General features: G+C 70.5%; 18 protein-coding genes. 9 read left to right on the top strand and 9 right to left on the bottom strand.

What is annotated here, in order from left to right; translation table 11 throughout:
- The first annotated feature begins 11 nt into the window (after window positions 1-11).
- Genes EIY87_RS30315 through EIY87_RS30330 form a run of 4 tightly spaced genes read left to right on the top strand, consistent with a single transcriptional unit; the run spans window position 12 to window position 6,629 of the window.
- Complete coding sequence (locus EIY87_RS30315) at window positions 12-1,352, top strand: ABC transporter substrate-binding protein (protein ID WP_191984308.1); 1,341 nt, start codon at window positions 12-14, stop codon at window positions 1,350-1,352.
- Window positions 1,349-2,869: an alpha-N-arabinofuranosidase gene (locus tag EIY87_RS30320; RefSeq protein ID WP_125313235.1), complete on the top strand. Its 1,521-nt coding sequence runs from the start codon at window positions 1,349-1,351 to the stop codon at window positions 2,867-2,869. Before EIY87_RS30315 ends, EIY87_RS30320 begins: the two co-directional genes overlap by 4 nt.
- Window positions 2,862-4,616, top strand: coding sequence for a glycoside hydrolase family 35 protein (locus tag EIY87_RS30325; RefSeq protein ID WP_125313236.1), 1,755 nt, complete (start codon window positions 2,862-2,864; stop codon window positions 4,614-4,616). Before EIY87_RS30320 ends, EIY87_RS30325 begins: the two co-directional genes overlap by 8 nt.
- A gap of 33 nt (window positions 4,617-4,649) precedes the next feature.
- Window positions 4,650-6,629, top strand: coding sequence for a glycoside hydrolase (locus EIY87_RS30330; RefSeq protein ID WP_125313237.1), 1,980 nt, complete (start codon window positions 4,650-4,652; stop codon window positions 6,627-6,629).
- On the opposite strand, the gene EIY87_RS30335 is transcribed toward EIY87_RS30330, so the two are convergent.
- On the bottom strand, window positions 6,626-6,961 hold the full coding sequence (locus EIY87_RS30335) for a DUF3140 domain-containing protein (RefSeq protein WP_125313238.1): 336 nt from the start codon (window positions 6,959-6,961) through the stop codon (window positions 6,626-6,628). The two genes, EIY87_RS30330 and EIY87_RS30335, sit on opposite strands and share 4 nt — an antisense overlap.
- A gap of 175 nt (window positions 6,962-7,136) precedes the next feature.
- Between EIY87_RS30335 and EIY87_RS30340 the strand changes: the two genes are divergently transcribed.
- A complete protein-coding gene (locus tag EIY87_RS30340; protein ID WP_191984340.1) occupies window positions 7,137-7,862 on the top strand; it encodes an ANTAR domain-containing response regulator in 726 nt (241 codons plus the stop codon).
- Here EIY87_RS30340 and EIY87_RS30345 read toward each other — a convergent pair.
- Window positions 7,816-8,562, bottom strand: a complete 747-nt coding sequence (locus EIY87_RS30345; RefSeq protein ID WP_125313240.1) for a maleate cis-trans isomerase family protein — start codon at window positions 8,560-8,562, stop codon at window positions 7,816-7,818. The two genes, EIY87_RS30340 and EIY87_RS30345, sit on opposite strands and share 47 nt — an antisense overlap.
- Before the next feature lie 9 nt (window positions 8,563-8,571).
- Window positions 8,572-9,450 carry a MurR/RpiR family transcriptional regulator gene (locus EIY87_RS30350; RefSeq protein WP_125313241.1) on the bottom strand — a complete coding sequence of 293 codons (879 nt, stop codon included), beginning with the start codon at window positions 9,448-9,450 and terminating at the stop codon, window positions 8,572-8,574.
- A gap of 130 nt (window positions 9,451-9,580) precedes the next feature.
- On the opposite strand from EIY87_RS30350, the gene EIY87_RS30355 reads away from it, so the two are divergent.
- The 3 genes from EIY87_RS30355 to EIY87_RS30365 are packed head-to-tail and all read left to right on the top strand — an operon-like array spanning window position 9,581 to window position 12,608.
- Window positions 9,581-10,972 (top strand): MFS transporter, encoded by a 1,392-nt coding sequence (locus EIY87_RS30355; protein WP_125313242.1) that lies wholly within the window; start codon window positions 9,581-9,583, stop codon window positions 10,970-10,972.
- Window positions 10,969-11,394: a GAF domain-containing protein gene (locus EIY87_RS30360; RefSeq protein WP_125313243.1), complete on the top strand. Its 426-nt coding sequence runs from the start codon at window positions 10,969-10,971 to the stop codon at window positions 11,392-11,394. Before EIY87_RS30355 ends, EIY87_RS30360 begins: the two co-directional genes overlap by 4 nt.
- Window positions 11,391-12,608: a metal-dependent hydrolase family protein gene (locus EIY87_RS30365; RefSeq protein ID WP_125313244.1), complete on the top strand. Its 1,218-nt coding sequence runs from the start codon at window positions 11,391-11,393 to the stop codon at window positions 12,606-12,608. The genes EIY87_RS30360 and EIY87_RS30365 overlap by 4 nt, the downstream gene beginning before the upstream one ends.
- A 348-nt stretch (window positions 12,609-12,956) precedes the next feature.
- On the opposite strand, the gene EIY87_RS30370 is transcribed toward EIY87_RS30365, so the two are convergent.
- Entirely contained in the window at window positions 12,957-15,974 is a 3,018-nt protein-coding gene (locus tag EIY87_RS30370) for an AfsR/SARP family transcriptional regulator (RefSeq protein WP_125313245.1), read from the bottom strand.
- A 272-nt stretch (window positions 15,975-16,246) separates the two neighbouring features.
- Between EIY87_RS30370 and EIY87_RS30375 the strand changes: the two genes are divergently transcribed.
- Window positions 16,247-17,389: a hypothetical protein gene (locus tag EIY87_RS30375; RefSeq protein ID WP_318531903.1), complete on the top strand. Its 1,143-nt coding sequence runs from the start codon at window positions 16,247-16,249 to the stop codon at window positions 17,387-17,389.
- 281 nt (window positions 17,390-17,670) lie between these two features.
- On the opposite strand, the gene EIY87_RS30380 is transcribed toward EIY87_RS30375, so the two are convergent.
- The 5 genes from EIY87_RS30380 to EIY87_RS30400 form a co-directional block, all read right to left on the bottom strand.
- Window positions 17,671-19,665 carry a tetratricopeptide repeat protein gene (locus EIY87_RS30380; protein ID WP_125313246.1) on the bottom strand — a complete coding sequence of 665 codons (1,995 nt, stop codon included), beginning with the start codon at window positions 19,663-19,665 and terminating at the stop codon, window positions 17,671-17,673.
- Window positions 19,666-19,800: 135 nt separating this feature from the next.
- A complete protein-coding gene (locus EIY87_RS30385) occupies window positions 19,801-20,154 on the bottom strand; it encodes a helix-turn-helix domain-containing protein (RefSeq protein WP_125313247.1) in 354 nt (117 codons plus the stop codon).
- A 378-nt stretch (window positions 20,155-20,532) separates the two neighbouring features.
- Entirely contained in the window at window positions 20,533-21,600 is a 1,068-nt protein-coding gene (locus EIY87_RS30390; RefSeq protein ID WP_125313248.1) for an aldo/keto reductase, read from the bottom strand.
- A gap of 76 nt (window positions 21,601-21,676) precedes the next feature.
- Window positions 21,677-22,156, bottom strand: a complete 480-nt coding sequence (locus EIY87_RS48530; RefSeq protein WP_225440112.1) for a DUF6130 family protein — start codon at window positions 22,154-22,156, stop codon at window positions 21,677-21,679.
- Between the two features lie 118 nt (window positions 22,157-22,274).
- Window positions 22,275-23,792: a tannase/feruloyl esterase family alpha/beta hydrolase gene (locus EIY87_RS30400; protein WP_125313249.1), complete on the bottom strand. Its 1,518-nt coding sequence runs from the start codon at window positions 23,790-23,792 to the stop codon at window positions 22,275-22,277.
- Window positions 23,793-23,868 lie beyond the last annotated feature (76 nt).

Raw genomic sequence — 23,868 nt, forward strand, 5'->3', positions numbered from 1 at the left:
AGGGACACTCGATGTCACGCATCCGCAGTCGCGCCAAGGCGTTCGCCGCCGTGGCGCTCGCCGCCGCCCTCGCGGCCGGGTGCTCCTCCGGGAGCACGTCCGGGCCCGCCGCCGCCACCGGCACCCAGGACTCCGTCGACGCCGCGCTCAAGGCCGGCGGGACGATCACCTACTGGAGCTGGACCCCGTCGGCCAAGGACCAGGTCGCCGCGTTCGAGAAGGAATACCCGAACGTCAAGGTCAACTACGTCAACGCCGGAACGAACAAGGACGAGTACACCAAGCTGCAGAACGCGATCAAGGCGGGCTCCGGCGCGCCGGACGTCGCGCAGATCGAGTACTACGCCCTCCCGCAGTTCGCGCTGACCGACGCGCTGGCCGACCTGAACCAGTTCGGCTTCGGCTCGTTCGAAAAGGACTACAGCGCCTCGACGTGGGCGCAGGTCAAGAACGGCAACGGGATCTACGGCCTGCCGCAGGACTCCGGGCCGATGGCGCTGTTCTACAACAAGGAAGTCTTCGACAAGAACGCCATCGCGGTGCCGAAGACTTGGGACGAGTACATCGCCGCGGCGAAGAAGCTGCACGCCGCCGACCCCACGAAGTACATCACCTCGGACACCGGCGACCCCGGGTTCGCGCTGAGCATGATCTGGCAGGCCGGCGGGCACCCGTTCAGCGTCGACGGCCGGAACGTGAAGGTGAACCTCGCCGACGCGGGCACCAAGAAGTGGACCGCGATGTGGGACCAGCTGATCGGCGGCAAGCTGCTCGCCCCGGTCAAGGAGTGGTCCGACGACTGGTTCCGCGCCCTCGGCGACGGCACCATCTCCTCCCTGGTCACCGGTGCCTGGATGCCGGGCAACTTCATCTCCTCGGTCCCCGGCGGCAGCGGCAAGTGGGCGGTCGCGCCGATGCCGACCTACGACGGGCAGAAGGCGGTCACCGCGGAGAACGGCGGCAGCGCGCAGTCGGTGCTCAAGCAGAGCGCCAACCCGGCGCTGGCGGCGGGGTTCGTGCGCTGGCTCAACCACGGCGGCGGCGTCCAGCCGTTCATCAAGAGCGGTGGCTTCCCGTCCACCACGGCCGACCTGACCTCACCCGCGTTCGTCGGCGAGGCGCTGCCGTACTTCGGCGGCCAGAAGGTCAACGAGGTGCTCACGCAGGCGTCGAAGGACGTCGCCCCGGGCTGGACCTACCTGCCGTACCAGACCTACGCCAACAGCGTCTTCAGCGACACCGCGGGCAAGGCCTACCTGAACGGCACCGGCCTCGACGCCGGGCTGGCGGCCTGGCAGCAGGCCATTGTGGACTACGGAAACCAGCAGGGCTTCACGGTCAGCGCGGGATGAGCGTCCACATCGAAGGCGACGCGGGCCAGGTCATCGGCCCCGTCCCGCGTCGCCTCTTCGGCTCGTTCGTCGAGCACATGGGCCGGTCCGTGTACACCGGGTTGTACGAACCCGGGCACTCCACTTCGGACGAACGCGGCTTCCGCGGCGACGTCCTGGAGCTGGTGCGGGAACTCGGGCCGACGGTTGTCCGGTACCCCGGCGGCAACTTCGTCTCCGGCTACCGCTGGGAGGACGGCGTCGGCCCGGACCGGCCCCGCCGGCTCGACCCGTCCTGGCACAGCGTGGAGTCCAACCGCTTCGGCCTGCACGAATTCGTCGCGTGGGCCGAAGCCGCGGGTATCGAGGTGATGTACGCGGTCAACCTCGGTACCCGCGGCATCCAGGAAGCCACCGACGTCCTGGAGTACTGCAACCACCCCGGTGGCACGGAACTGAGCGAGCGGCGGCGCGCGAACGGCGCCGACCGCCCGTTCGGGTTCAAGCTGTGGTGCCTGGGCAACGAGATGGACGGCCCCTGGCAGATCGGCCACAAGACCGCCGACGAGTACGGCCGCCTGGCCGCCGAGACCGCGCGGGTCATGCGGATGATCGACCCGGGCCTCGAGCTCGTCGTCGCCGGCAGTTCGCACGCGGACATGCCGACGTTCGGCGAGTGGGAGCGCACGGTGCTGCGCCACACGGCCGGGCTCGTCGACCACATCTCGCTGCACGCCTACTACCAGGAACTGCACGGCGACACCGACAGCTACCTGGCCAGCGGCGCCGCGCTCGACGCCTACATCGGCACGGTGGCGGGGATCATCGACGAGCTCGGGCTCGACGTCGGGATCAGCGTCGACGAGTGGAACGTCTGGGACCTGCGCCGCTGGAACGAGGTCGACCAGGCGCGGCTCGCCGAAGGCGGCTGGCGGGAGCACCCGCGGATCATCGAGGACGACTACACCGTCACCGACGCGGTCGTCGTCGGGTCGCTGCTGAGTTCGCTGCTGCGCAACGTCGATCGCGTCACGATGGCGAACCAGGCGCAGCTGGTGAACGTCATCGCGCCGATCCGCACCGAGCCGGGCGGGCCGGCCTGGCGGCAGTCGACGTTCCACCCGTTCCAGCGGGTCGCCGCGCTGGCCGGCGGGTCGAGCCTGCGCCTGTCGGTCGAGGGACCGCGGCTGCGCACCGCGCAGCACGGCGAAGTCGACCTCGTCGACGTCGCCGCGACGGTCGAAGATTCCGGGCGGGGCGCGGTGTTCCTGACCAACCGCGCCACGGCGGCACCGACCGAGGTCCGCCTCCGGCTGCGCGGTGCCCGGTTCGGGGTCTACGCCGCCGAAACCCTGACCGCGCCCGACGGCGAATCCCGGCACGCCGTCAACACCGCCGTCTCGCAACCGGTCCGGCCGGTGCCGTTGCCCGGCACCGCCGTGACGTCCGACCCAGGGGGGACCACCATCACCGTGACACTGCCACCCTTGTCCTGGACCGTGCTCCAGCTGAGCCCGGAGGCCGGCGGGCATGCCTGAGTTCGCCATCGGGGACACCGACTTCCTGCTGGACGGCCGCCCGTTCCGGATTCTTTCCGGCGCCCTGCACTACTTCCGGGTGCACCCGGACCTGTGGGCCGACCGGATCGACAAGGCCCGGCGGATGGGCCTCAACACCATCGAAACGTACGTGCCGTGGAACGCGCACGCGCCCGAGCCCGGCGTCTTCGACCTCACCGGCGGGCTCGACCTGGACCGCTTCCTGCGGCTGATCGCCGAGGCCGGGATGTACGCGATCGTCCGGCCCGGCCCGTACATCTGCGCCGAATGGGACAACGGCGGCCTGCCGGCGTGGCTGTTCCGCGACCCGGCGGTGGGGGTGCGGCGGTTCGAGCCGCGGTACCTCGCCGCCGTGCGCGAATACCTGACGCGCGTCTACGAAGTCGTGGTGCCGCACCAGATCGACCGCGGTGGACCGGTGCTGCTGGTCCAGATCGAGAACGAGTACGGCGCGTTCGGCGACGACAAGCGCTACCTGAAAGCGCTTGCCGAGCACACGCGCGCGTCCGGCGTCACCGTGCCACTGACCACAGTGGACCAGCCGACGCCGGAGATGCTCGAAGCGGGCAGCCTCGACGGCTTGCACCGCACGGCTTCCTTCGGCTCCGGCGCGCGGGAGCGGCTGGCGATCCTGCGGGCGCACCAGCCGACCGGGCCGCTGATGTGCAGCGAGTTCTGGAACGGCTGGTTCGACAACTGGGGCGCGCACCACCACACCACCCCGGCCGCGGACTCGGCGGCCGAGCTCGACGCGCTGCTCGCGGCCGGCGCGTCGGTCAACCTGTACATGTTCCACGGCGGCACCAACTTCGGCTGCACCAACGGGGCCAACGACAAGGGCGTCTACCAGCCGATCGTCACGTCCTACGACTACGACGCGCCGCTGGACGAGGCCGGTGACCCGACCCCGAAGTACCACGCCTTCCGCGACGTGATCGCGCGCTACCACAAGGTTCCCGACACCGTCCCGCCGCCGGCGCGCCCGGCGCCGACGCCGCACGGGGTCCTGCGCGACCCGGTCCGGCTGCTCGACGCGCCGGATCTCTGGGGCACCTGGGAGTTCCACGAGGAACTGCCCGCGTTCGACGACCTGACGCCGATGCCGCAGCTGGCGTTGCTGCGCTGCGCCGTCGAAGGGGACACCCCCGGCGTGCTGACCTTCGGCGAGGTGCGCGACCGGGCGACGGTGTTCTTCGACGGCGACCCGATCGGCACGCTTTCCCGCGAGCACCACGACCGCGCGATCGCGCTGCCGCGCGCGGCGGGTGAGCTGCTGGTGCTGGTCGAGGACCAGGGCCGCGTCGACTACGGCCCCCGGATCGGCGAGGCGAAGGGGATCGTCGGCGGCGCGGAGCTGCACGGCGAGCCGCTGACCGGCTGGGACGTGCTGCCGCTCGACCTGACCGAGGTGCCGTCGGCGCGGCCGTCGCCGGGCGCCGCGGTGGCCGGTCCGGTGGCCGGGCCGGTGCTGCTGCGCGCCGGCATCGACGTCGACGCGTCCGCCGACCTCTTCCTCGACACCGGGGAGTGGGGCAAGGGGCTGGCGTGGTTCAACGGCTTCCCGCTCGGCCGGTACTGGCGGCGCGGGCCGCAGCGGACGTTGTACGTGCCGCGCCCGGTGGTCCGGGCCGGCCGGAACGAACTGGTCGTGCTCGAACTCGGCACGATGCTCGACCCGGCGGCCCGGTTCGCGCCGCGGCCACTCCTGGGCCACACGGAAGCCTGAGAAGTCCCCACCGCACCGAAGGGCAGTTCGACGATGAACCGCAAGCGTTTGCTCACCGTCCTTTGTGTACCCCTGATCGGCGCCGCGGTCGTCGCGGCCCCGGCGGCCGCGGCCACCGCCGTCACGGTGAAGCCGGATCCGGCGTACCGGCAGCAGCCGTTCGACGGCTGGGGCGCCAGCCTCGCCTGGATGGCCGAGGCCACCGGCGGCTACCCCGACTCGATCCGCAACCGGCTGGCCGACCTGGTCTTCGGCGCCGACGGGCTGAACCTGAACATCGCGCGGTTCAACGTCGGCGGCGGCAACGCCCCCGACGTCCCGCCGTACCTGCGCGCGGGCGGCGCCGTCCCCGGCTGGTGGAAGGCGCCGGCCGGCACCACGCGCGCCGACAAGGACTGGTGGACCCCGGGCGATCCGGCGGAGTTCGACACCGCCGCCGACCCGAACCAGCGCTGGTGGGTCGACAAGATCAAGAACCGCGTCACGAAGTGGGAGGCGTTCAGCAACTCGCCGCCGTACTTCCAGACCGTCTCCGGGTACGTCTCCGGCGGCTTCAACGCCACCGAAGAGCAGCTGCGCCCGGACAAGATCGGCGACTTCACCGCGTACCTGGCCCAGGTCGTGCGGACGCTCGAAAGCGCGCACGGCATCAAGTTCGCCTCGGTGAACCCGCTCAACGAGCCGAACACGAACTACTGGAAGACCACGCTCGGCGCCGACGGCAACCCGACCGGCGGGCGCCAGGAGGGCGCGCACATCGGCCCGTCGGTCCAGTCGCAGCTGATCCCGGCGATGGCGGCCGCGCTCGCCGGGTCGAAGACGGTCGTCTCCGCGCCCGACGAAACCAACCCGGACATCTTCGCCGCGGACTGGGCCGGCTGGTCGGCCGACGCCCGTGCGGCGGCGGGACGGCTCAACGTGCACACCTACGGCACCGGCAACCGGCCGATCCCGCGTGACCTGGCGAAGGGCGCCGCGAAGCCGTTGTGGATGAGCGAGGTCGGCGGCAGCTGGCTGGACCGGCAGGACTTCACGTCCATGGACCCGGGGCTCGGGATGGCCAAGCAGATCACCGACGACCTCCGCCTGCTGGAGCCGAGCGCGTGGGTGAGCTGGCAGCCGATCGAGGACTACAACAACATGAAGCCCGGCGGCGAGTCCGCGGCCGGGATGAACTGGGGCGAGATCCAGGTCCCGTTCGACTGCCCGGCGTCCGCCACGCCGCAGACGTGCCAGATCCGCACCAACACCAAGTTCGACACCATGCGGAACTTCACCCACTACATCCGGCCGGGTGACCGGCTGGTGGGCGTCGACGACACCGCGTCGACGGCCGCGATGCGCGGTGAGGACCTGGCAACGGTCGTGCACACCAACGCGGGCACGGACGAGCAGGACGTCACGCTCGACCTGTCCGGGTTCCGGACCATCCGGCCGGGCGCGTCGGTGACGCCGGTCGTCACCGACGTCACGGGCGCGTTGAAGCGCGGCAAGCCGGTGAAGGTGACCTCGGCGCGCGCCACGCTGCGGGTGCCCGCGCGCTCGGTGACGAGCTTCCTGGTCGACGGCGTCTCCGCGACGGCGGCCGGCACGGGCCTCGGCTCGGGCAAGCCGTTCGCGTTCACCGGCGTGCAGAGCGGCAAGTCGCTCGCGGCGGAAAACGGCACGCTGGTGCAGCGCACGACCGACGCGTCGGCGCCCGCGCAGCGCTGGACCCTCACCGACCGCACCGGCCGCTACGGCAACCGCGACCGCTTCACCATCACCAACGCGGGCACCGGCCAGGTCCTGAGCACGGCAGGCGGCGCGGTGGCGCTGGCCCCGGCGGGAACGTGCGACGCCGCCGCGTTGTGGACGCTGTCCACGACGGGCGACGGCACCTGGACGTTCGTCAACGCGGCGACCGGGCAGCTGCTCGACGTCATCGGCGAGTCCCGCGAGGACGGTGCGCGGATCGGCCTGTACCGGCCGACCAACGGCCCGAACCAGCGGTGGCAGGCGGTGGCTCGCTAGGCCGGCTTGAGCGGGTCGTGCCCGATCGACATCAGGCGGTGCCGCCAGTGCTCTTCGCCCGCCGTCGGCTCGAGGTCGGCACGGCGCTGCGCGCGCACCCGGTCGATCACCTTGCGCATCACGTCGGCGTCGGCGCGGTCCACGTCGGACCGGCGCTTGCGCAGGATGGCCAGCACCTGGTGGCCGGTCGGCGGGCCCGCCTGGTCGGGCAGCGGTTCGGTCTCGGGGCTCGCGTCGCGCGTGCGCAGCCAGTCCGCCAGCTCGCGCGACGTCATGTTCACCACGTGGTGGAACTCGGCCCACAGTTCGTCATCGACAGCCGGATCGTCCATCTTCCTCGGCTACCCGGCGCGGCCCTCGCCAAACCGGGCGCACTGGGCCGGTAGAGTTCACCCGGACCCGTTGAAACGCCAGCGGTGGTCTTGGTTGACGCTGCTGGCGAGCCCATCCCCGTGCTCGCCGCTCGACGCATGGGAGGGGTGGGCCTTGCCGACCACTGGCGACGGCATGGCGGAGCGGGTCGACGAGCTGAACGCCGTACTGGCGGATCTCGTCGGGGTCCTCGAATCGGTGTCCGACACGCCCGGGCTGCTCGACGCGGTCTGCGGCGAAGCGGTCCGCGTGGTGCCGGACGCGGATCTGGCCAGCATCATGGTGGTCCGCGACGGCGTGACGCAGACCGCGGCCTTCACCGACGAACGCGCCCGGCGCATCGACGACGTGCAGTACGCGGCCGGTGACGGCCCCGGCCTGCTCGCGGCGCTGACGGGCGAGGTCGTGCGCGTGACGGTCGGCGAGACGGACGAGCGGTGGCCCGAGTTCGTGGCCGCGGCGAAGGAAATCGGCGTCGGCAGCTACCTGGCGGTCCCGCTGCGCGTGGACGACACCCTGGTCGGCGCGGTCACGCTGTTCGGCTTCGGCGCGCACGGCTACCACGAGTTCGACACGAAGGTGTTGCGCCTGTTCACGTTGTGCGTGGAAACGGTCCTGCGCCTGACCCGCCGCTACCGCGAAGCCCGGCGCCTGGCCGACGAGCTGCGCAACGCGATGGAGACGCGCGCGGTGATCGAGCAGGCGAAGGGCATGCTGATGCTGATCCACCGGGTCAGCGAGGACGCGGCGATGCACCGGCTGATCGTGGAGTCCCAGCACACGAACATCAAGCTCCGCGACGTCGCGGCCCGCTTCACGAGGAGGATGAGCTCGGCCGACGGCGCCCCGCCGCGCCACTGAACAACGTCCCGAGATCGTCCTGGACCGGCTCGTCACCGTGCCGGTCCAGCGCGTCCCAGACGGTGACGGCGGTGGCCGTCAGCACCGGCTTGCCCAGCCGCGTCTCCAGTTCGGCGAGCAGCGGCGTGGTGTGCAGGGCGGTCTCGGGGAGGAGCACGGCCTGCGCGTCTTCGTGCCCGGCCGCCTCGGCCAGCTCGAAGATCCGCGCCGGGCCCCAGGCGGCGAGCGCGCGGTCCGAGCCGGCGTCGGCCGAGACGGCGTGCACGGTCGTCACGCCCGCTTCGGCGAGGAACGCGGCGAAGACGGCGGTCAGGTCCGGGCGGTAGACGGAGGCGAGGGCGACGCGGCCGACGTCGAGCCGGTCGAGCGCGGCGAGGTAGGCGAGTGACGTGCTGCTCGCCGGGACGCCGAGGTGCCCGGTGAGGGCCCGGGCCTGGGCGCGGGCGCCGTCGAGCCCGCGGGTGAAGCTGCAGCTGGAACACGCCCAGCTGACGACGTCGGGCGTGGCCGGGAAGCGGTCGGCGGCCCGGGTGAGCCGTTCGGGCGCGCCGATCTCCCGCACGGCCGCGGCCGGGTCGGCGGCTTCGCCCCACTCCGGGTAGGCGAAGGTGAGGCCGATGGCCGGGTCGAGGCGGCGGCACAGCTCGGCGAAGTCGGCTTCGCCGCGGTCACGCGTCGGGTACAGCAGTCCGAGGTCCATGCCTGCGGGCTACCCGGATTTGGCGGAGGGCCTCCGGTGCAGCAGGTCGAACCGCGACCACATGGCCTCCGCCGCCTCGATCGACGCGCTCGTGCGGACCGGGTCGACCGCCGCCAGCTGGGCGACGATCGCCTGGGCCAGCGCCATGCCCGCGGTCAGCGACGGGAAGAACGTCACGCCCTCGGCGGGCACCATCAGCACGTGCTCGGCCGCGTCCGCGAGCGCCGGGCTGGCCGCGTCCGTGATGGCGAAGACGCGCGCGCCGCGGCTCTTCGCCTCGTCCGCCGCCAGGACCGTGCTCTCGTACAGGCGCCAGAAGCTGATCGCGACCAGCACGTCGTCGCCCGTCAGCTTCGCCGTCTGGTTGGCGAGTTCGGCGTCGCCCGCCGTCACCGCGTGCACGTCGTAACCGGCCAGGCGCGCGTTGTGCGCCATCGCGATCCCGACCGCCGCGTAACTGCCGTCGGCGATGACCAGCGTCCGGCGCGCGGCTCCGATCGCCTGGGCGACTTCGCGCAGCACGTCCTCGTCGAACCGGCGGTTCAGCAGGGCCAGGCTGTCGAGGTCGCGGCGCAGCGCGGCCGAGCCCGGCGAGCCGACCCCGCGGTGCTCCTCCGCGACCTGCGGCGCGCTCAGCGACGACATGTACCGCGCCCGCAGCTCCTGCTGCAGCGCCGGCCACCCGGCGAAGCCCAGCGCCTGCGCCGTGCGCGTCACGGTCGCGACGTTGACGCCGGCGAGCTGCGCCAGCTCGGCCGTCGAGCCGAACGACGCCCGCCGCGGCTGGGAGACCAGCACCTCCAGCACCGCGGCCGACTTCGGCCGCAGCCCCCGCGCGGGCAGCCGGTCGCGCAGCCACGCCTCGAAACCGTCGTCGGTCTCCGCCACTTCGGCGCCTCCCCTCGTCCGCGTAGACCGTAACGCAGCGATGTCGTCTTGCAACAAACATTGCAAAATGACAAAAACGCAGTATACGTTGTCCGCACTCCCCGGCGCCCGGACACGGAAGGCGTTCCCCATGACCCTGCTCGCGAGACTGGATCGGCTCCCGCTGAGCCGGCCCCACTACAAGCTGCTGCTCATCGGCGGGCTCGGCTACACCTTCGACGGCATGGACTCGGCCGTCGTCGCCTTCCTGCTGCCCAGCGCCAAGGCGGCGTGGGGCCTCGACAACGGCCAGCTCGGCCTGATCGGCTCCGCGACGCCGTTCGGCTTCCTCTTCGGCGCGATCGCGGCCGGCCTGCTCGGCGACCGCATCGGCCGCAAGAAGGTCATGATGTACGCGCTGGCGTTCTACGCGGTGTTCTCCGTGATCGCGTCCTTCTCGCCCAACTACGAAGTCTTCCTCGGCGCCCGGGTGCTGGCCGGCGCGGGCGCCGGTGCGGAGAGCGCGATCATCGCGCCGTTCCTGTCCGAGTTCGTCCCGGCCAAGCGGCGCGGCTGGTTCGTTGGCGCGCTCGCCGGGTTCTTCTCCTTCGGGTTCGTCGCCGCGGCGTTGATCGGGCGGTTCATCGTGCCGTCGTTCGACGAAGGCTGGCGGGTTGCGCAGCTCGTCACCGCGCTGCCGATCGTGATGCTGCTGTGGTGGCGCCGGTCCCTGCCCGAGTCGCCGCGGTTCCTGCTCGCGCAAGGGCGTCCGGCCGAAGCCGAGAACGTCGTCGCCAAGATCGAGCGCGACGTCGAGAAGGCGACCGGCAAGGCGCTGCCGCCGGTGCCGCCCGCCGACGCGGCGCCGGCCACCGAGACGCCGAAGGTCAACCTGTTCAGCGCGCTGAAGTTCCTGTGGAGCCCGGCGATGCGGCGCCGGACGGCGGTGATCTGGACCGTCTGGTTCGTGATCACGTTCTCTTACTACGGTTTCTTCTCCTGGATCCCGACGCTGCTCGTGGAGCGCGGCATCACGGTGACGAAGAGCTTCGAGTTCTCGATCATCATCTACCTGGCCCAGGTGCCCGGGTACTTCTCGGCCGCGTGGCTGTCCGAACGGCTCGACCGCAAGCACACGATCGCGCTGTACCTCGCGGGTTCGGCCGTGAGCGCGTTCTGGCTGAGCCAGACGAGCGCGCCGTGGTCGATCACCCTCGCCGGCGCGGTGCTGTCGTTCTTCCTCAACGGCACCTACGCCGGGGTGTACTCCTACACGCCCGAGGTGTTCCCGACCTGGATCCGCGCCAGCGGCACCGGCCTGTCCAGCGCGTTCGGCCGGGTCGGCAGCATCCTGGCGCCGACGATCATCGGCCTGTCCGCGGCGAGCCTCGGCTTCGCCGGCGTCTTCGGCCTGACGACGGCGGTGCTGGCGGCCGGCGTGCTCTGCGTGCTCGTCTTCGGCCTGTCCACCGCGGGCCGCTCCCTGGAAGAACTGACCGAACACGGCGCCCCGAAGGCCGTCGCGAAGGAGATGACGAAGTGAGTTTGTCCACTGTGGAGGAACGGGTGCGCGCCGAGCTGGGCGTGCGGCTGTTCACGGTTCTCGCGTGGCTCCCGGAGCGCCGGGCGCTGCGCCGGGTGCACAGCAGCCACCCGGCGGAGTACCCGGTGGGCGGCGAGAAGACGGTGGAGGTCGCGGCCGGCTGGCTCGACCGCTGCATCACCGCGCGGCAGCCGTACTTCGGCCCGGACCGCGCGGCGGTGCGCGAGATCTTCGCCGACCACGAGCTGATCGAATCCCTCGGCTGCGGCTCGATCATCAACGTCCCGGTGGTCTCCGGCGACCGGACCCTGGGGGTGCTGAACATCCTCGACGCGGAAGGCGCGTACGACGAGAAGTCGATCGCGGCGGCCGAATCCCTGGCGCCGCTCGCGGTCCCGGCCCTGCTGGAGGTGACCCGGTGAACCTGGTGCTGCGCAACGCCCGCCTGCTCGACCCGCTGTCGGGCGAGTACACCGAAGGCGACCTGCGGTGCGAGTCCGGCCGCATCGTCGAGACGGGCCCGGGTCTGTCCGCACCCGACGCGCGGTCGATCGACGTCCGCGGCGCGGTGGTGCTGCCGGGCCTGGTCGACGCGCACGTCCACGTCACGGCGTCGACGGCGGACCTGGGTTCGCTCCCGTCGACGTCACCGTCCTATGTGGCCGCCCACAGCGCCCGCACGATGAGCCGCATGCTGGACCGCGGCTTCACGACGGTCCGCGACGCGTCGGGCGCCGACTACGGCCTGGCGGACGCCCAGTCGGAAGGCCTGTTCCGCGGCCCGCGCCTGTTGTTCTGCGGCCGGGCACTGAGCCAGACGGGCGGCCACGGCGACAGCCGCACCCGCGGCGCGAACGCGAAGGACGACCACCCCTGCTGCGCCGGCCTCGGCCGCGTGGCCGACGGCGTGGACGCGGTCCGCGCGGCCGCCCGCGACGAGCTGCGGAAAGGCGCCCACCACATCAAGGTGATGGCCTCGGGCGGCGTGGCCTCCCCGACCGACCGCATCGACTCGACCCAGTACTCGGCGGACGAGCTGAGCGCGATCGTCGAAGAGGCGTCGGCGGCGAACCGCTACGTGGCCGCGCACGCGTACACGGCCCGAGCGGTCAACCGCGCTCTGGAGCTGGGCATCCGCTCGATCGAGCACGGCAACCTGCTGGACGACCGGAGCGTTTCGCTGTTCCTGGACCACGACGCGTACCTCGTGCCGACGCTGGTGACGTACTGGGCGCTGAAGGAGGAGGGCCGCGAGCACGGCCTCCCGGAGTCGAGCTGGCGCAAGGTGGACGAGGTCCTGGGCGCGGGCCTGGCCGCGCTGGAGCGGGCTGCTCGTGGCGGGGTGAAGATCGTCTACGGGACGGATCTGCTGGGTGGGATGCACCGCCACCAGAACCACGAGTTCCGGCTGCGGGCGGAGGTCCAGACACCGTTGGAGGTCCTCCGTTCGGCAACTTCGACGGCGGCGGATCTGGTGGACTTGACGGGGGAGATCGGGACGTTGGCGGTGGGTGCGTACGGGGACCTGCTGGTGGTGGAGGGGGATCCGCTGGACGACGTCGGGGTTTTGGCGGAGCCGAAGAACTTCAGGTACATCGTGCAGGGCGGGGAGGTGGTTGGGGGAACGGCCGCCTGAGCCGGGTGGGGTGGTGCCCCGGGGATACACACGGGGCACCACTGTCACCCTGCGTCAGCACCGCCACCAGTTCTTGACCGCCAGTAGGGTGAGGGCGGCGATGGCGGCGCATGTTGCGGGGTCGGGCACGTGCTTGCTCCCTTGAAGCGTTCGAATTCGGGGATTATCTCCGCCCACCTGGGCACGGAGGTTTGATCAACCGAAATCGTAGGGAGCGTTGAGGCGGCTGGCAAGCAATTCTGGCCGCTACATCGGAACCACGTAAAGTAGTCGCGCTGTCGTCGCATCACCTAGCTGCGAAATTCGACCTCAGGTGGGGGTGAACGCAATTTCGGTCGAGGCGCTAGTTCACCCTTTGGAGTTAGCGTCGTCGCGTGCTCCGGGCGGGTAAGGCATGCCGACAGTGTCCTCGCTGTCCTTGCGAGCACCGGGGATGAGCCCGTCGACGTCGACCTCGGCGATCTCGTCGAGCCGTGCCTGCAAGCGATCGGCCTTGATGTCCCTGCCGCGGCCCCGGAAGAACGCGATGGCCTCGGTCCAGGCTTCGATCGCCGCACCGGGGTTGCGCAGGCTGCCAAGGATTTCGCCCAGTGTCTCCAGCGCACGAGCCTGTCCGGTGGCGGTGTGGGCCCGACGCGCCAGCACCACGGCGTGCCGGGACAGCCTGAGTGCCTCGCGGGCGTTGCCGTCCGCGAGTGCGAGCCGGGCGCGGACGGTACCAAGTTTCATCGTGGCGGTGAGGTCGTCGCAGCCGTCGAGGTTGGCCAGCGCCTGCCGGCAGTGCATGTGGGCGAGCTCCAGCCGCTGCTCGTGGGTGTGCAGGGCGGCCAGTGCCGTGTGGGTCGCGATCTGGCCCGTCGTGTCCCCGAAGACCGTGCGGACGTGGAGGGCCCGGTTGTAGTGCGGCAACGCCTGTTCGCGCTGGTCGAGGTCGGCGAACGCGTCACCCAAGTACTGCTCGGCGATGCCTTCGCGCACCGGGTCGTGTGCCGCACGTGCCAGGTCGATGCAGCGTCGGAGGAGACCGATGGCCTCGGCGTGCTCGCCGCGGCGCCGGTGGAGGCGGGCGAGGTTGATCTTGACCGTCAGGATCCCGACGGTCTCGTCGTACTCGGTGGCAATGTCCAGCGCGCGACTGAGGTAGAAGCGTGCCTTCTCGTTGTCGCCGAGGATGAGGTGAAGTTCGCCGAGGTCGTTGAGGGACGACGCTTCGGCGATGACGTCGTGCACCGCTCTGGCCGCGCGGACGGCGACCGCGAGCCCCTGCGTCGCGGTCGTAAGGCAACCGTGGCGCTCCCAGCTGTCGGTGAGCAGGTGCGGCAAGTAGGCGGCGTAGTCGTACTGCTCCAGCCGTTCCGCCTCGCTGATGAGAGCCGAGAGGTTGTCGCGCTCCCGGACGGCCCACTGCGTGGCCGCCGCGGCCGAGTCGAACGTGAGCGGGACGACCCCGGGTTCGGCCGGGAGCATCGGTGGGCGACCGCGGTAGGGGTGCGCGGTCAAGTGCGCGCGGAGCGCGGTCTGCAAGTAGTGCGACAGCAGCCGTCGCAGCGGCTGCGGGTCACTGTCCGGCAGCAGCGAGCGCGCGTAGCGGTGGAAGATGTCGGGGATGCGGTAGCGGTCGGGTTCGCCGGGCTGGTCGACGAGGTGCCAGGCGACGAGGTTTTCGAGGGCGCGACGGGTCGCGGCCCGGGAGTGGGAACTCGCCGAGAGCACCGTGTCGGCTTGGATCTCGGGACCCGGGTGGTGGCCGAAGAGCCGGAACACGTCCTGCGCGGTGGGGTCGAGTGCCTGGTACGACGCGGAGAACGTGGTGCGGAGGCCGACATCGTCCCCGTCGTCCCCGATGCTCAACAGCATCTCCGGGTCGCGCAGTTCCTCCAGCATGGTGTCGAGACGGACGCCGGGTCGGCAAACGGCGCGCTGGGCCAGCAGAGTCAACGCGAGCGGCAGGCCATCGCCGAGCCGGGCGAGTGCGTGCGCCGCGTCCGGTTCCTCGTCGGCGCGCCCGCGCATGCGCTTGCTGAGGAGCGCGAACGAGTCGTGCTCGTCCAGGTGGCCGAGCCTGATCGTGGGGATGTCGTGGCGGCGGGCGAGTGCGTGCAGTGACCGGCGCGAAGTGAGCAGTACGGTACATGGTTCCGCGAGTTCGACGATCTCGTCGACCTGTTCGGAACTGCCCACGTTGTCGAGGATCAAGAGCAACGGCTTCCCCTGCCGGAGCAGCGAGCGCAGCCTCGCCGCGCGGGCTGCCGCACTGATCAGGTGGTCGATCGGGTAGCCGAGGGCGGTGAGCGCGAGGTCGACCACTTCGGCGGGCTTCCGGGCCGGGGCCGGCCCGAACCCCTGCATGTCGATGCAGAGGATTCCGCCGGGGAACCGGTCGGCGACGGCGTGCGCCCAGTACGCGGCGAGGCTGGTTTTCCCGATGCCAGGGGGGCCGCTGACGACCACTGCCGGGGCGTGGTTGTCCTCCGGGGACAGCAAGTGCAGGTCGAGGGTGCGGAGCGCGTCCGCTCGGCCGACGAACCCGCGAAGGTTCCGGGGCAGCCCGATGCGGATCGCGCCGACGGCGGGTACCGGCGCGGCTCGAGGCGCCGGCTCCGGGGACACGGCCGAACGGCGGCCTCGCAGGTGTGCGTCATGCATCTGCAGGTCGGCGGCCGCGTCGGTGTTGCCGTTTTCCGCGTACTCCTTGAGCGCCGCGTCGACGTAGCTGCGTGCTTCGTGGGACTGGCCGAGCGCGTACAGAGCCGAGGCGCGGAGCTTCACGAAGGTGGGTTCGGCGGCGTACGGGTGGGGAAGTTGGCCCAGCTGGCGCAACGCCTCGTCCGGACGGCCGACCGCCAGCAGCTCGGCGGCGAGGAAACTGTGTGCAGGCGCCCAGTCCGCGGCCATCACGTTCCGCCGCCAATTCTGCGCCTGCTCGGTGTCCAGGCAGGCGAGTGGAACGTCGCGCCAGAGCGCGAGCGCTGCACGTGCGACTTCACATGCGCTTTCGTGTTCACCGTCGCCGCTGAATTTCCGGGCGCGACGCATTTCGTGGGTGAAGCAGTGGAAATCAACCAGATCGGGAGCGATGTCGAGGATGTAGCCGCCGTTCAGTGCGCGGATAGGTGGTGGGGTATCGGTCTCTTCGAGAGACTGTCGTAGTCGGGTGATCGCTTTGTACAGAGCCTCTTTGGGGTTGACGGGCGGCGCCTCCTCGCTCCAGGCCCAGTCCAGCAGTCTCTCCTGTGAGCAGCGTTTTCCGGGTTCGACGAGGAGGGTGGTGAGCAGGTTGCGCGCTTGCCGGGAACCCCACTCCTCGGTCAGAATCCCGTGCATCCGCACTGTTGTCTGCCCGAGAATGCCGTACGCGATCTCCATTTCCTGGTCCTTCCCTCTCCCGTTGTCAGCCTTGCATCGATTTGATGAATCGGCGACGACAGCGCGATAACGATCGCCGGTGTCGGCGAACTGGCCATGGTTTGTCCGGGCTTTGTCCGTCGAACGGGAAGGGAGTCGGAAGTCGTCGGCCGCATTGTCGGTTCATCGACGTCACGACCACGCGAGGGGACGAAATGGCTGCGGATTTGTGGGTGCGGGGGCCCGTCGGACTCGACGCCGGCACGCGGGTGACTCGGCCGCGGTGCCGTGCGGTGCTGGTGGTGGTCCCGACGATGACTGCCGGGACCCGGCTGCTCGATCTGGTTTCCCTGCTCGAGACCGACTTGCGGGTGCAGGTGGTCTTCACGGTGCCCCACACGACGGAGCGGTGGCACGGTGTCGAAGAGTTCGTGCGCGGCCTGCACGGTGTGGTCCTGCCGTGGGACCAGGCGGTGGCACACCGGTTCGACCTCGTCCTGGCGGCGAGTCACCGTCACCTCGCTGAAGTGCACGGACCGATCTTGCTGATCGGACACGGTGCCGGCCGGGTCAAGCCCCGTCGGCACAGCAGGAAGGCGGGCGGGGCGACCGAGCCCACGACCGCTGTCGACCGCGAACTGCTGACCTTTCGCGGGCGGGTGCTGCCCGACGTGCTGGCGCTTGGCACGGACAGCGAAGTGGAGCTGGTGCGCGAACGGTGTCCCGAGGCGACCCCGAACACCATCGTGGCCGGTGACAGTTGCCTCGACCGGATGCGGATGAGCCGGCACCTGCGAGAGGTGTACCGGTCCGTACTCGGTCTGACGCCAGAGCGAAGGCTGGTCGTGATCAGCACGACCTGGTTCACCGATTCGGCGTTCGGCCGGTTGCCGGAGCTGTACCAGGCAGTCGTGGACGCGCTGCCCGCTCAGCGGTTCGCGGTCGCGGCGGTGCTGCACCCGAACGTGTGGGCGGTACACGGAAGCCGCCAAGTCAGCGCCTGGTTGTCCGGAGCACTGGCCGGCGGGCTGGTGCTGATTCCGCCGGAGTCCGGCTGGCAGGCGACGATGCTCGCGGCCGACTGGGTGGTCGGTGACCACGGTTCGACGACGGGGTACGCGGCAGCGATGGGGTGCCCGGTGACGCTCGCTTCGATGTGCGGGCAACCGCAGGAAGGCAGCGTCGCCGACGTCGTCCGCGCACACACCCTGTCCTTGAGCTGGAACTGCCCGCTTCCCGAGCAGGCGGCCGCCGCCGGAACTCGGACGGCCGCGCTCGCCGGGGCGGCCACCGAGGCGATCACGTCCCGTGCTGATCGCTCGGCGGAAATACTGCGAGACGCGATGTACCGGCTGCTGGAGCTCGCCGTTCCGGAGACACCGGCGTCATTCCCGCTGCTGCCTGTCCCGCGGCCGTTGCCGAGGTGGTCGGAATGACGGGTGTGCTCGCCCCCGGGGTGTGGCGGTTGCGAGTCCCGTGGGCTGCGGGGAGAAGCGCGTCGGTCCTGGTGGCGGACGCGGAGTTGGCGTCGGGGGTCTGGACGGCGTGCGCCGACGTCGTCTTGACGGGCGTCTACGACTCTTCGGCTGCCGCGACGACCGCGGTGCACCGCCAAGCCGCCGAATTCCCCGGCGCTGTCGCCATTTTGGCCTGGTACCGGGAAACGGTGGTCTTCGCCCGGCTCACCGTGCGAGGACGGTGTTCGGGCATCATCGGGTCAGTCCGAGCCGCCGAGTTCGGCGGCGCGAGGATCTCCCATCCGGGTGTACAGGCTTCTCGCTTCGGCACGATGATCACGCGCTTGCTCGAAGTCGTCGTGGCGGATCTCCAGGTCGGCCAGGACGGTGAGGACTTTGGCGGTGTAGAACGGCGAATCGAGTGCGCGGACGACCTCGAGCGCGGCGAGTAAGCGGTTCCGCGCCTCGTCGTATCGGCCGTTCCGATCGTGCAGGCGGGCGAGGGCCGTCACCGCGCGGGCGTGCTGGTTCGCGTCGCCGACTTCGGCCATCGTCCGGGCGGCCGCGGTGAGTTCCGCTGCGGCCGCCTCGTCCCGGTTCAGCTCGATGAGGAGCTCGCCCCGGCGGCGTCGAGCCAGTGCGACGCCGCGCGGGCGGCCGATCGCGGCGTGGAGCTCCGCGGACTGCTCGTACAAGCGCAGTGCCTGCTCGAAGTCGCCGCGGCGACGGGCTGCCCTGGCCAGCCGTGAGACCGCGGTGGCGCGAGTTGGGCCGTCGTTTTCGCGCTCACCGATCTCCAAGGCGATGGCGTGCTGGGCGTCGGCTTCCTCGAACCTGCCGAGCTGGTCGAACGCGAAGCCGAGCTGGCTGCGCAACCTAGCCTCGACCAGGGGCGTGCCGCACCGCTGGGCCGCCTCGATGCCCAGTTCCGTGAGTGCGAGGAAGGGTTCGTAATCGCGGTTGTGGATGAAGTACCCCCAGGAGGCCTCGCTCAGCTGCCACACTTCGGTGTACCAGCCACGCGACATCGCTTCGCGCGTCACTGCCCGGATGATCTGCTGGTCGCGGCGCCACCAGCGAACCGCCCGCTCGCGGTCGCCGAAGATCTGGACCGCAGGCTCGGCGCGGACGCCGAACCGCGGACGAAACGGGTGAATGAGCTCGTCAGCAGCCAGTACCCGATCGACGTACCAGCGGGTGAACGAGCGAATCAGCTCGAGCCGCTCCGCCTGTGTCGTCTCGCGTTCGCATCGCGTTCGAGCATCCTCACGGATCACGTCGTGCTGGCTGACGACGTCGCCGTGTTCGCCGAGCAGATTGGCCTCGACGAGTTCGTCGACCAGGCCGTCGAGGCTGTCGGCCGGGACGGCGAGTACGTGGGCCAGCACGTCGAGGGCGACGTGCCCGCCGGGGAGGAGGCCGCACAGGCGGTAGAGCTGCGCCGAGGCCGGCGACAAGGTCTCGTACGACGCGTCGAACACCTTTCCGGGCGGTCCTCCCCGAGGCCCGTGGGTTCGGGCCTCTCTCGCGAGACTGCGCTCGGGGCGTGCCCGCAGGCGGGCGCCGACGACCGCGATCGTCAGGGGCAGACCGCCGCAAGACCGCAAGAGCTCCCGCACGGCCGCGTCGTCGGTCTCGAGTCTTCCCGCCCCGGCCCGGCAAGCCAACAGTGCACGTGCAGCCCGGTCACCGAGTGGTTCGACGGGAATGATGTCAGCGCCGTCCAGGCCGAGCCCGCTCAGTTGGGACCGGCTCGTGACGAGCACGAACGCGGTGGGGGCGGCAGGGAGCAGTGCGCGCACTTGCGCCGCGAAGACAACGTTGTCGAGCAGGAGAGCGAACGTGCGTCCTGCGGTGCGGGCGCGGAACAGCGCGGCGCGTTGACCGGCGCGAGCCGGAATCTCGGCCGAGGGAATCCCGAGGGCGGTGAGGAACCCGTGGAGTGCGATGTCGGGCGACTCCGGGCTCTCGTCCGCGGTTTCCGATGCGAAGCTCGTGTACAGCACGCCGTCGGGGAAGGAAGCCTGGCGCGCGGTGAGCCAATGGAGGGCGAGAGCCGTCTTCCCGACTCCTCCGATGCCGGTCAGCACAGCGATTCGCGGATGCACTCGCGGTGCTTCCCGGAGGGCGTCGAGTTGGCCGAGTTCGTGTTCCCTGCCGACGAACTCCGGAGGTGGCGGTGGCAACTGAATCGGTCCGGTATCCGCCCACTGCTGCTGCGGCGCCGTGTTGCGCTTCGGCTGAGGACGCGTCATGGTTCCCCTCCCGCTGCCACCCCGACCTTCCGGTTTACCGGTTCGCCGTCCGAAGCGGGGGAGATTGTGAATTTTCACACCAGACGCTGTCCATTATGGACTATTACCGTGTGTGTATTTTCGTGGGCGATTCTGCTACTTGGAGCGTCCTCTTCCCCCACGTGGCCGCATGGGAACCTGCTGCTGTCGCAGTAAGCGATGGACCTTTCCGTACGAAACCTGCTGTGCATCGGCGATTTCACGGATCGTGGCGCCGTCGAGGTAGTCGGCCACGATTTTCGCGGTGTCGAGGTCACGTTTGATGCCGCGTCCGGCCGTGGGGAGGTTGGCACCGTTCTGCCGGAGCAGGGTGCCGGTCCGGTTGGGCGAGAGGCCGTACCGCTGTGCGATCTGGGTAATGGAGGTACCGTTTTCCCAATCCTGCACCATTCGGCGGTTACGCTCAGTGCGTCGTGCGACTTCCGGATCAGAAGGTTCCGGCGTGTCCATGCACGTGCTCCCGTGGCGGTCGCTGGCGTAGTGCTCGGCTCCTTCCATTGTCCTGGACGCCCCTGGTTGAGGCGAGTGTTCCAGTCGGGTGAATCGGGATCGAGCTCGCAGTTGCGCGCATCACTGGCATGGACCAAGTTTTGGTGTGCCGGTGACGTGACACCAGACGCGAGGCTGGGTGAGTTGGCCGGTTCCGCTGCGATCCACAATGGACTTCAGTTAAATCCTTCTGTGGAAACGAAAAAGTGGGCCGTTTGGGTCGGTGTTACAAGTGAACGCAGTAGGATCCCGATGGAGGTTTCCTGGCGAATCACCCGGCCGTGGAGCGGGTTGAGACCAATGGGTGACCGGGTTGAGTGCCCGATCACCCGTCCGTCGTCACCAGTTCCGCACCACCGGTGCGTACCCCACGGGCTTGTCGCCCACCTTCAAGCCGGGGCTCACGATCCACTTCTGGTACTCCGGCGTGAACATCCGGTACACCGACGCCGGTGCCACCGCGCTCGCCTCGTCGAGGAGCCTGCGCTGCTCCGCCGGGATCTCGAAGTCCAGCGCGGCCATGCTCTTGCCCAGCTGGTCCGCGCTGCTGGCCCCCACGATCGCCGACGCGATGCCCGGCTGGGTGGCGACCCAGTTGATCGCCACCTGGGCCATTGTCACGCCCAGTTCGGCCGCCGCCTGCTCCAGCGGCTTCAGCAGCTGCCAGTCGCGCTCGGTCCACGCCGTGTCCGTGTCGCTGAACCGGCCTGAGCCGCCGTTGCGGTACTTGCCCGTCAGGAAGCCGCCTGCCAGGGGGCTCCAGGCCGTGATGCCGAGGCCGAGTTGGCGGCCCATGGGGACGTGCTCGGTTTCGATCTCGCGCTGCACCAGGGAATACGGGAGCTGGAGGTTGATCATCGGCGCGAGCGAGTGCGCCTCGGCGTACGTCTGGGCGCGGGCGGCGTACCAGCTCGGGACGTCGGACAGGCCCGGGTAGCGGATCTTGCCCGCGCGGATCAGGTCGTCGAACGTGCGCACGACCTCCTCCACCGGGGTGAGGCGGTCCCACGTGTGCAGCAGGAACAGGTCGACGTAGTCGGTGCCCAAGCGGCGCAGCGACGCCTCCAGGGCGCGGATCATGTGCTTGCGCCCGTTGCCGCCCGCGTTGGGGTCGGCCGGGTCGACGCTGTTGGTGAATTTGGTGGTCAGGACGACGCGGTCGCGCGCGCCCGTTTCGGCGATCAGCTTGCCGAGGATCGTTTCGCTTTCGCCGGCTGTGTAGAAGTCCGCCGTGTCGACGAAGTTGCCGCCTTCGTCGAGGTACTTGCGGAAGATCGGGCGGGCTTCGTCCTCGGTCTTCCCGTACGCGGCGTGGAAGCCGCCGGTGCCGAAGTTCATCGTGCCGAGGGCGAGCCTGCTGACGCGCAGACCCGAACGGCCGAGGAGGTAGTACTGGTCGAGAGGCATGGGAAAGTGCTCCTGTGGCAGGGGAAATCCGTTGACTTCCCCACCGTGCTCCGGAGATTTTGGACCCGCAAGTCCACTAGTGGTGGCCGCCACCCGGGGGCACCACGAAGCTCACCGTCTTGCTGTCCAGCACCTTGTGCGTGGGGTCGGCGAGCCCGATCCACACCTTGTGCGGGCCCGGCGGCAGCGCCTGGATGATGAGCGGTTCGCCGCTGGCGTCCGCCCAGTGCCACGGCGCGTCGTCGACCGTCACGTGGATGTGGCCGACGCGCGGGGAGACGTCGAGGGCCGCGGGGCCGTAGACCGGCACGATCCGCAGGTTCTCCGCGCGGTACCGGAGCACCACGAGTCCCATGGCGAGCTGCTCGGGCAGCGGCGCGTCGACGACGAGCGCGGGCGGCGGCTGCGATGCGAGCGGGACGACCGGCGCCGGGGACCAGCCGGCCGGGGCGGCGGGTGGCGCGGCCGGTGCCGGGGGCGGCGTCGCGCTCGCCGAGCAGGCGGTGGCGAGCGCGACGACGGCGGTCAGGACGGCTGCGCGGATCAAGTGCGTCATGGCTCCGACGCTAGGTTTTCCATGATCGGCTTCGCGTCCGTCGGGCGACGCCGTCGCCGTACGTCGCCGGGGCAGGCGCCCCGATGCGGTGGGGTCGGCCGCATCGGGGCGCGTGGACTCAGCGGCAGCGGTAGTTCGCCGCCGTGGCCGGGTCACCGTGGCCGGTGTAGCGCGAGACGCGCGGGTACGCGCACAGGTCGCGGGTCGCCGTGCCGTCCGCGGTCGCCGCCGCGAGGGTGGCCGGGGCCTTGCCGTGCTCGACCCAGTCGACCAGCGCGCCCAGCGGGTTCGACGGCTGCGGGCCGAGGCCGCCGCCGCAGTGCTCGACGCCCGGGGCCAGGAACAGCCGGTAGAAGTCGTTCACCCGCTGCGAGCCGCCCATCGCCCGCTCGACCTGCTGGCGGTAGTACAGCGTGCCGCCGGGCGGGATGAGCTGGTCGTTCGTGCCGACGTAGGTCAGCAGCTTGCCGCCGGAGCGGCGGAACGCCGAGAGGTCGGGGTCCGCGGTGCCGATGACGCCGTCGTACTCGCGCACCGACTGCCGGAACAGGGCGGTGTACTGCGCGTACGTCAGCGTCGAGGTGTCGAAGTCCGCCTGCTTCTCCAGGAACGACTGCGCCCACAGGACGGCCACCTTGAAGCCCGGCGCGGTCAGCGTGCCGTCGGGACCGGCCTGCGTGCCCGCCACCCACGTGTAGTCCGCGCCCTTCGGGAGCCCGGCCCACAGCTTGCGGCCGCGCTCGTCGGTGGGCCCGGCCCAGATCTTGCGCATGACCTCGGCGTCGGCCGCGGTCACGGTGAACTCCCGGCCGTCGCAGACGACCTTCGTGCCGACCAGCTTGCGCGGGTCGTAGCTGCACTCGTCCGGGTGGTCGACGATGCCGTTGGTCACGCCGTCGCGCGCGTCGCACGCCTGGACGGCGGCCTTCTGGAACGCCGAGAGCACGCAGTTGCTGGGGAAGTCGTGCTCGTTGTTCATCACGACCTGCGGCCAGAGCGTCGCGACCGCGAACTGCGTCCACTGCACGGCCGGGGCGTTCGCGAGGATGCCGTCGAAGTCGCCGGCGTGGTTCTGGGCCTCGGAGTACCCCTGGCGGCCGCCGGTGGAGCAGCCGGTCCAGTAGGAGTACGTGATCGGCCGCTGGTAGTGGCGTTCCGTGACGGCCTTGCCGATCACGGCCTCGTCGTGCGTCGACCGGGTGGCGAAGTTGGTCAGCAGGGTCCGGTTCACCTTGCCGTCGGTCAGCGCCCACGAGGTGTCCAGCGCGTTCTCGGACACGCCGGCGTCCGTGGTGACCGCGCTGTAGCCGTCCTCGACCGCCTGGGTGAACGGCGCGCCGAACTCGCCGGCGGCGTAGGCGCTGCCGCCGAGGGCCTGGAGGCGGCCGGTCCAGCCGGTGTCGGGCAGCCCGACGACGACCTTGACGTGGTCGCTGCCGTCGTGGGTGAGGGTGACGGTGACCTGGCAGAAGCCGGTCTTGGGCGCGGCCGACACGGACTCGATCTTCGCGCCCGGCGGGGCGGGCACCGCGACGGCGGCGCAGGTGGGCACCGGTGCTGCCGAGGCGGCCGGGGCGAGCTGCGTGACGGTGGTCAGCAGGAGCGGCACGGCGGCCGCCAGGAGTGTGCGTCTCATCGGTCTCTCTGATCGCTTGCGTCTTTTCGTGGGGAAAGCTAGGTGCGTGACCGATGGCGCCGCGCCCGTCGGGTGA

Origin of the sequence: Amycolatopsis eburnea (genome assembly GCF_003937945.1) — a bacterium.
Taxonomy (GTDB): Bacteria; Actinomycetota; Actinomycetes; order Mycobacteriales; family Pseudonocardiaceae; genus Amycolatopsis; species Amycolatopsis eburnea.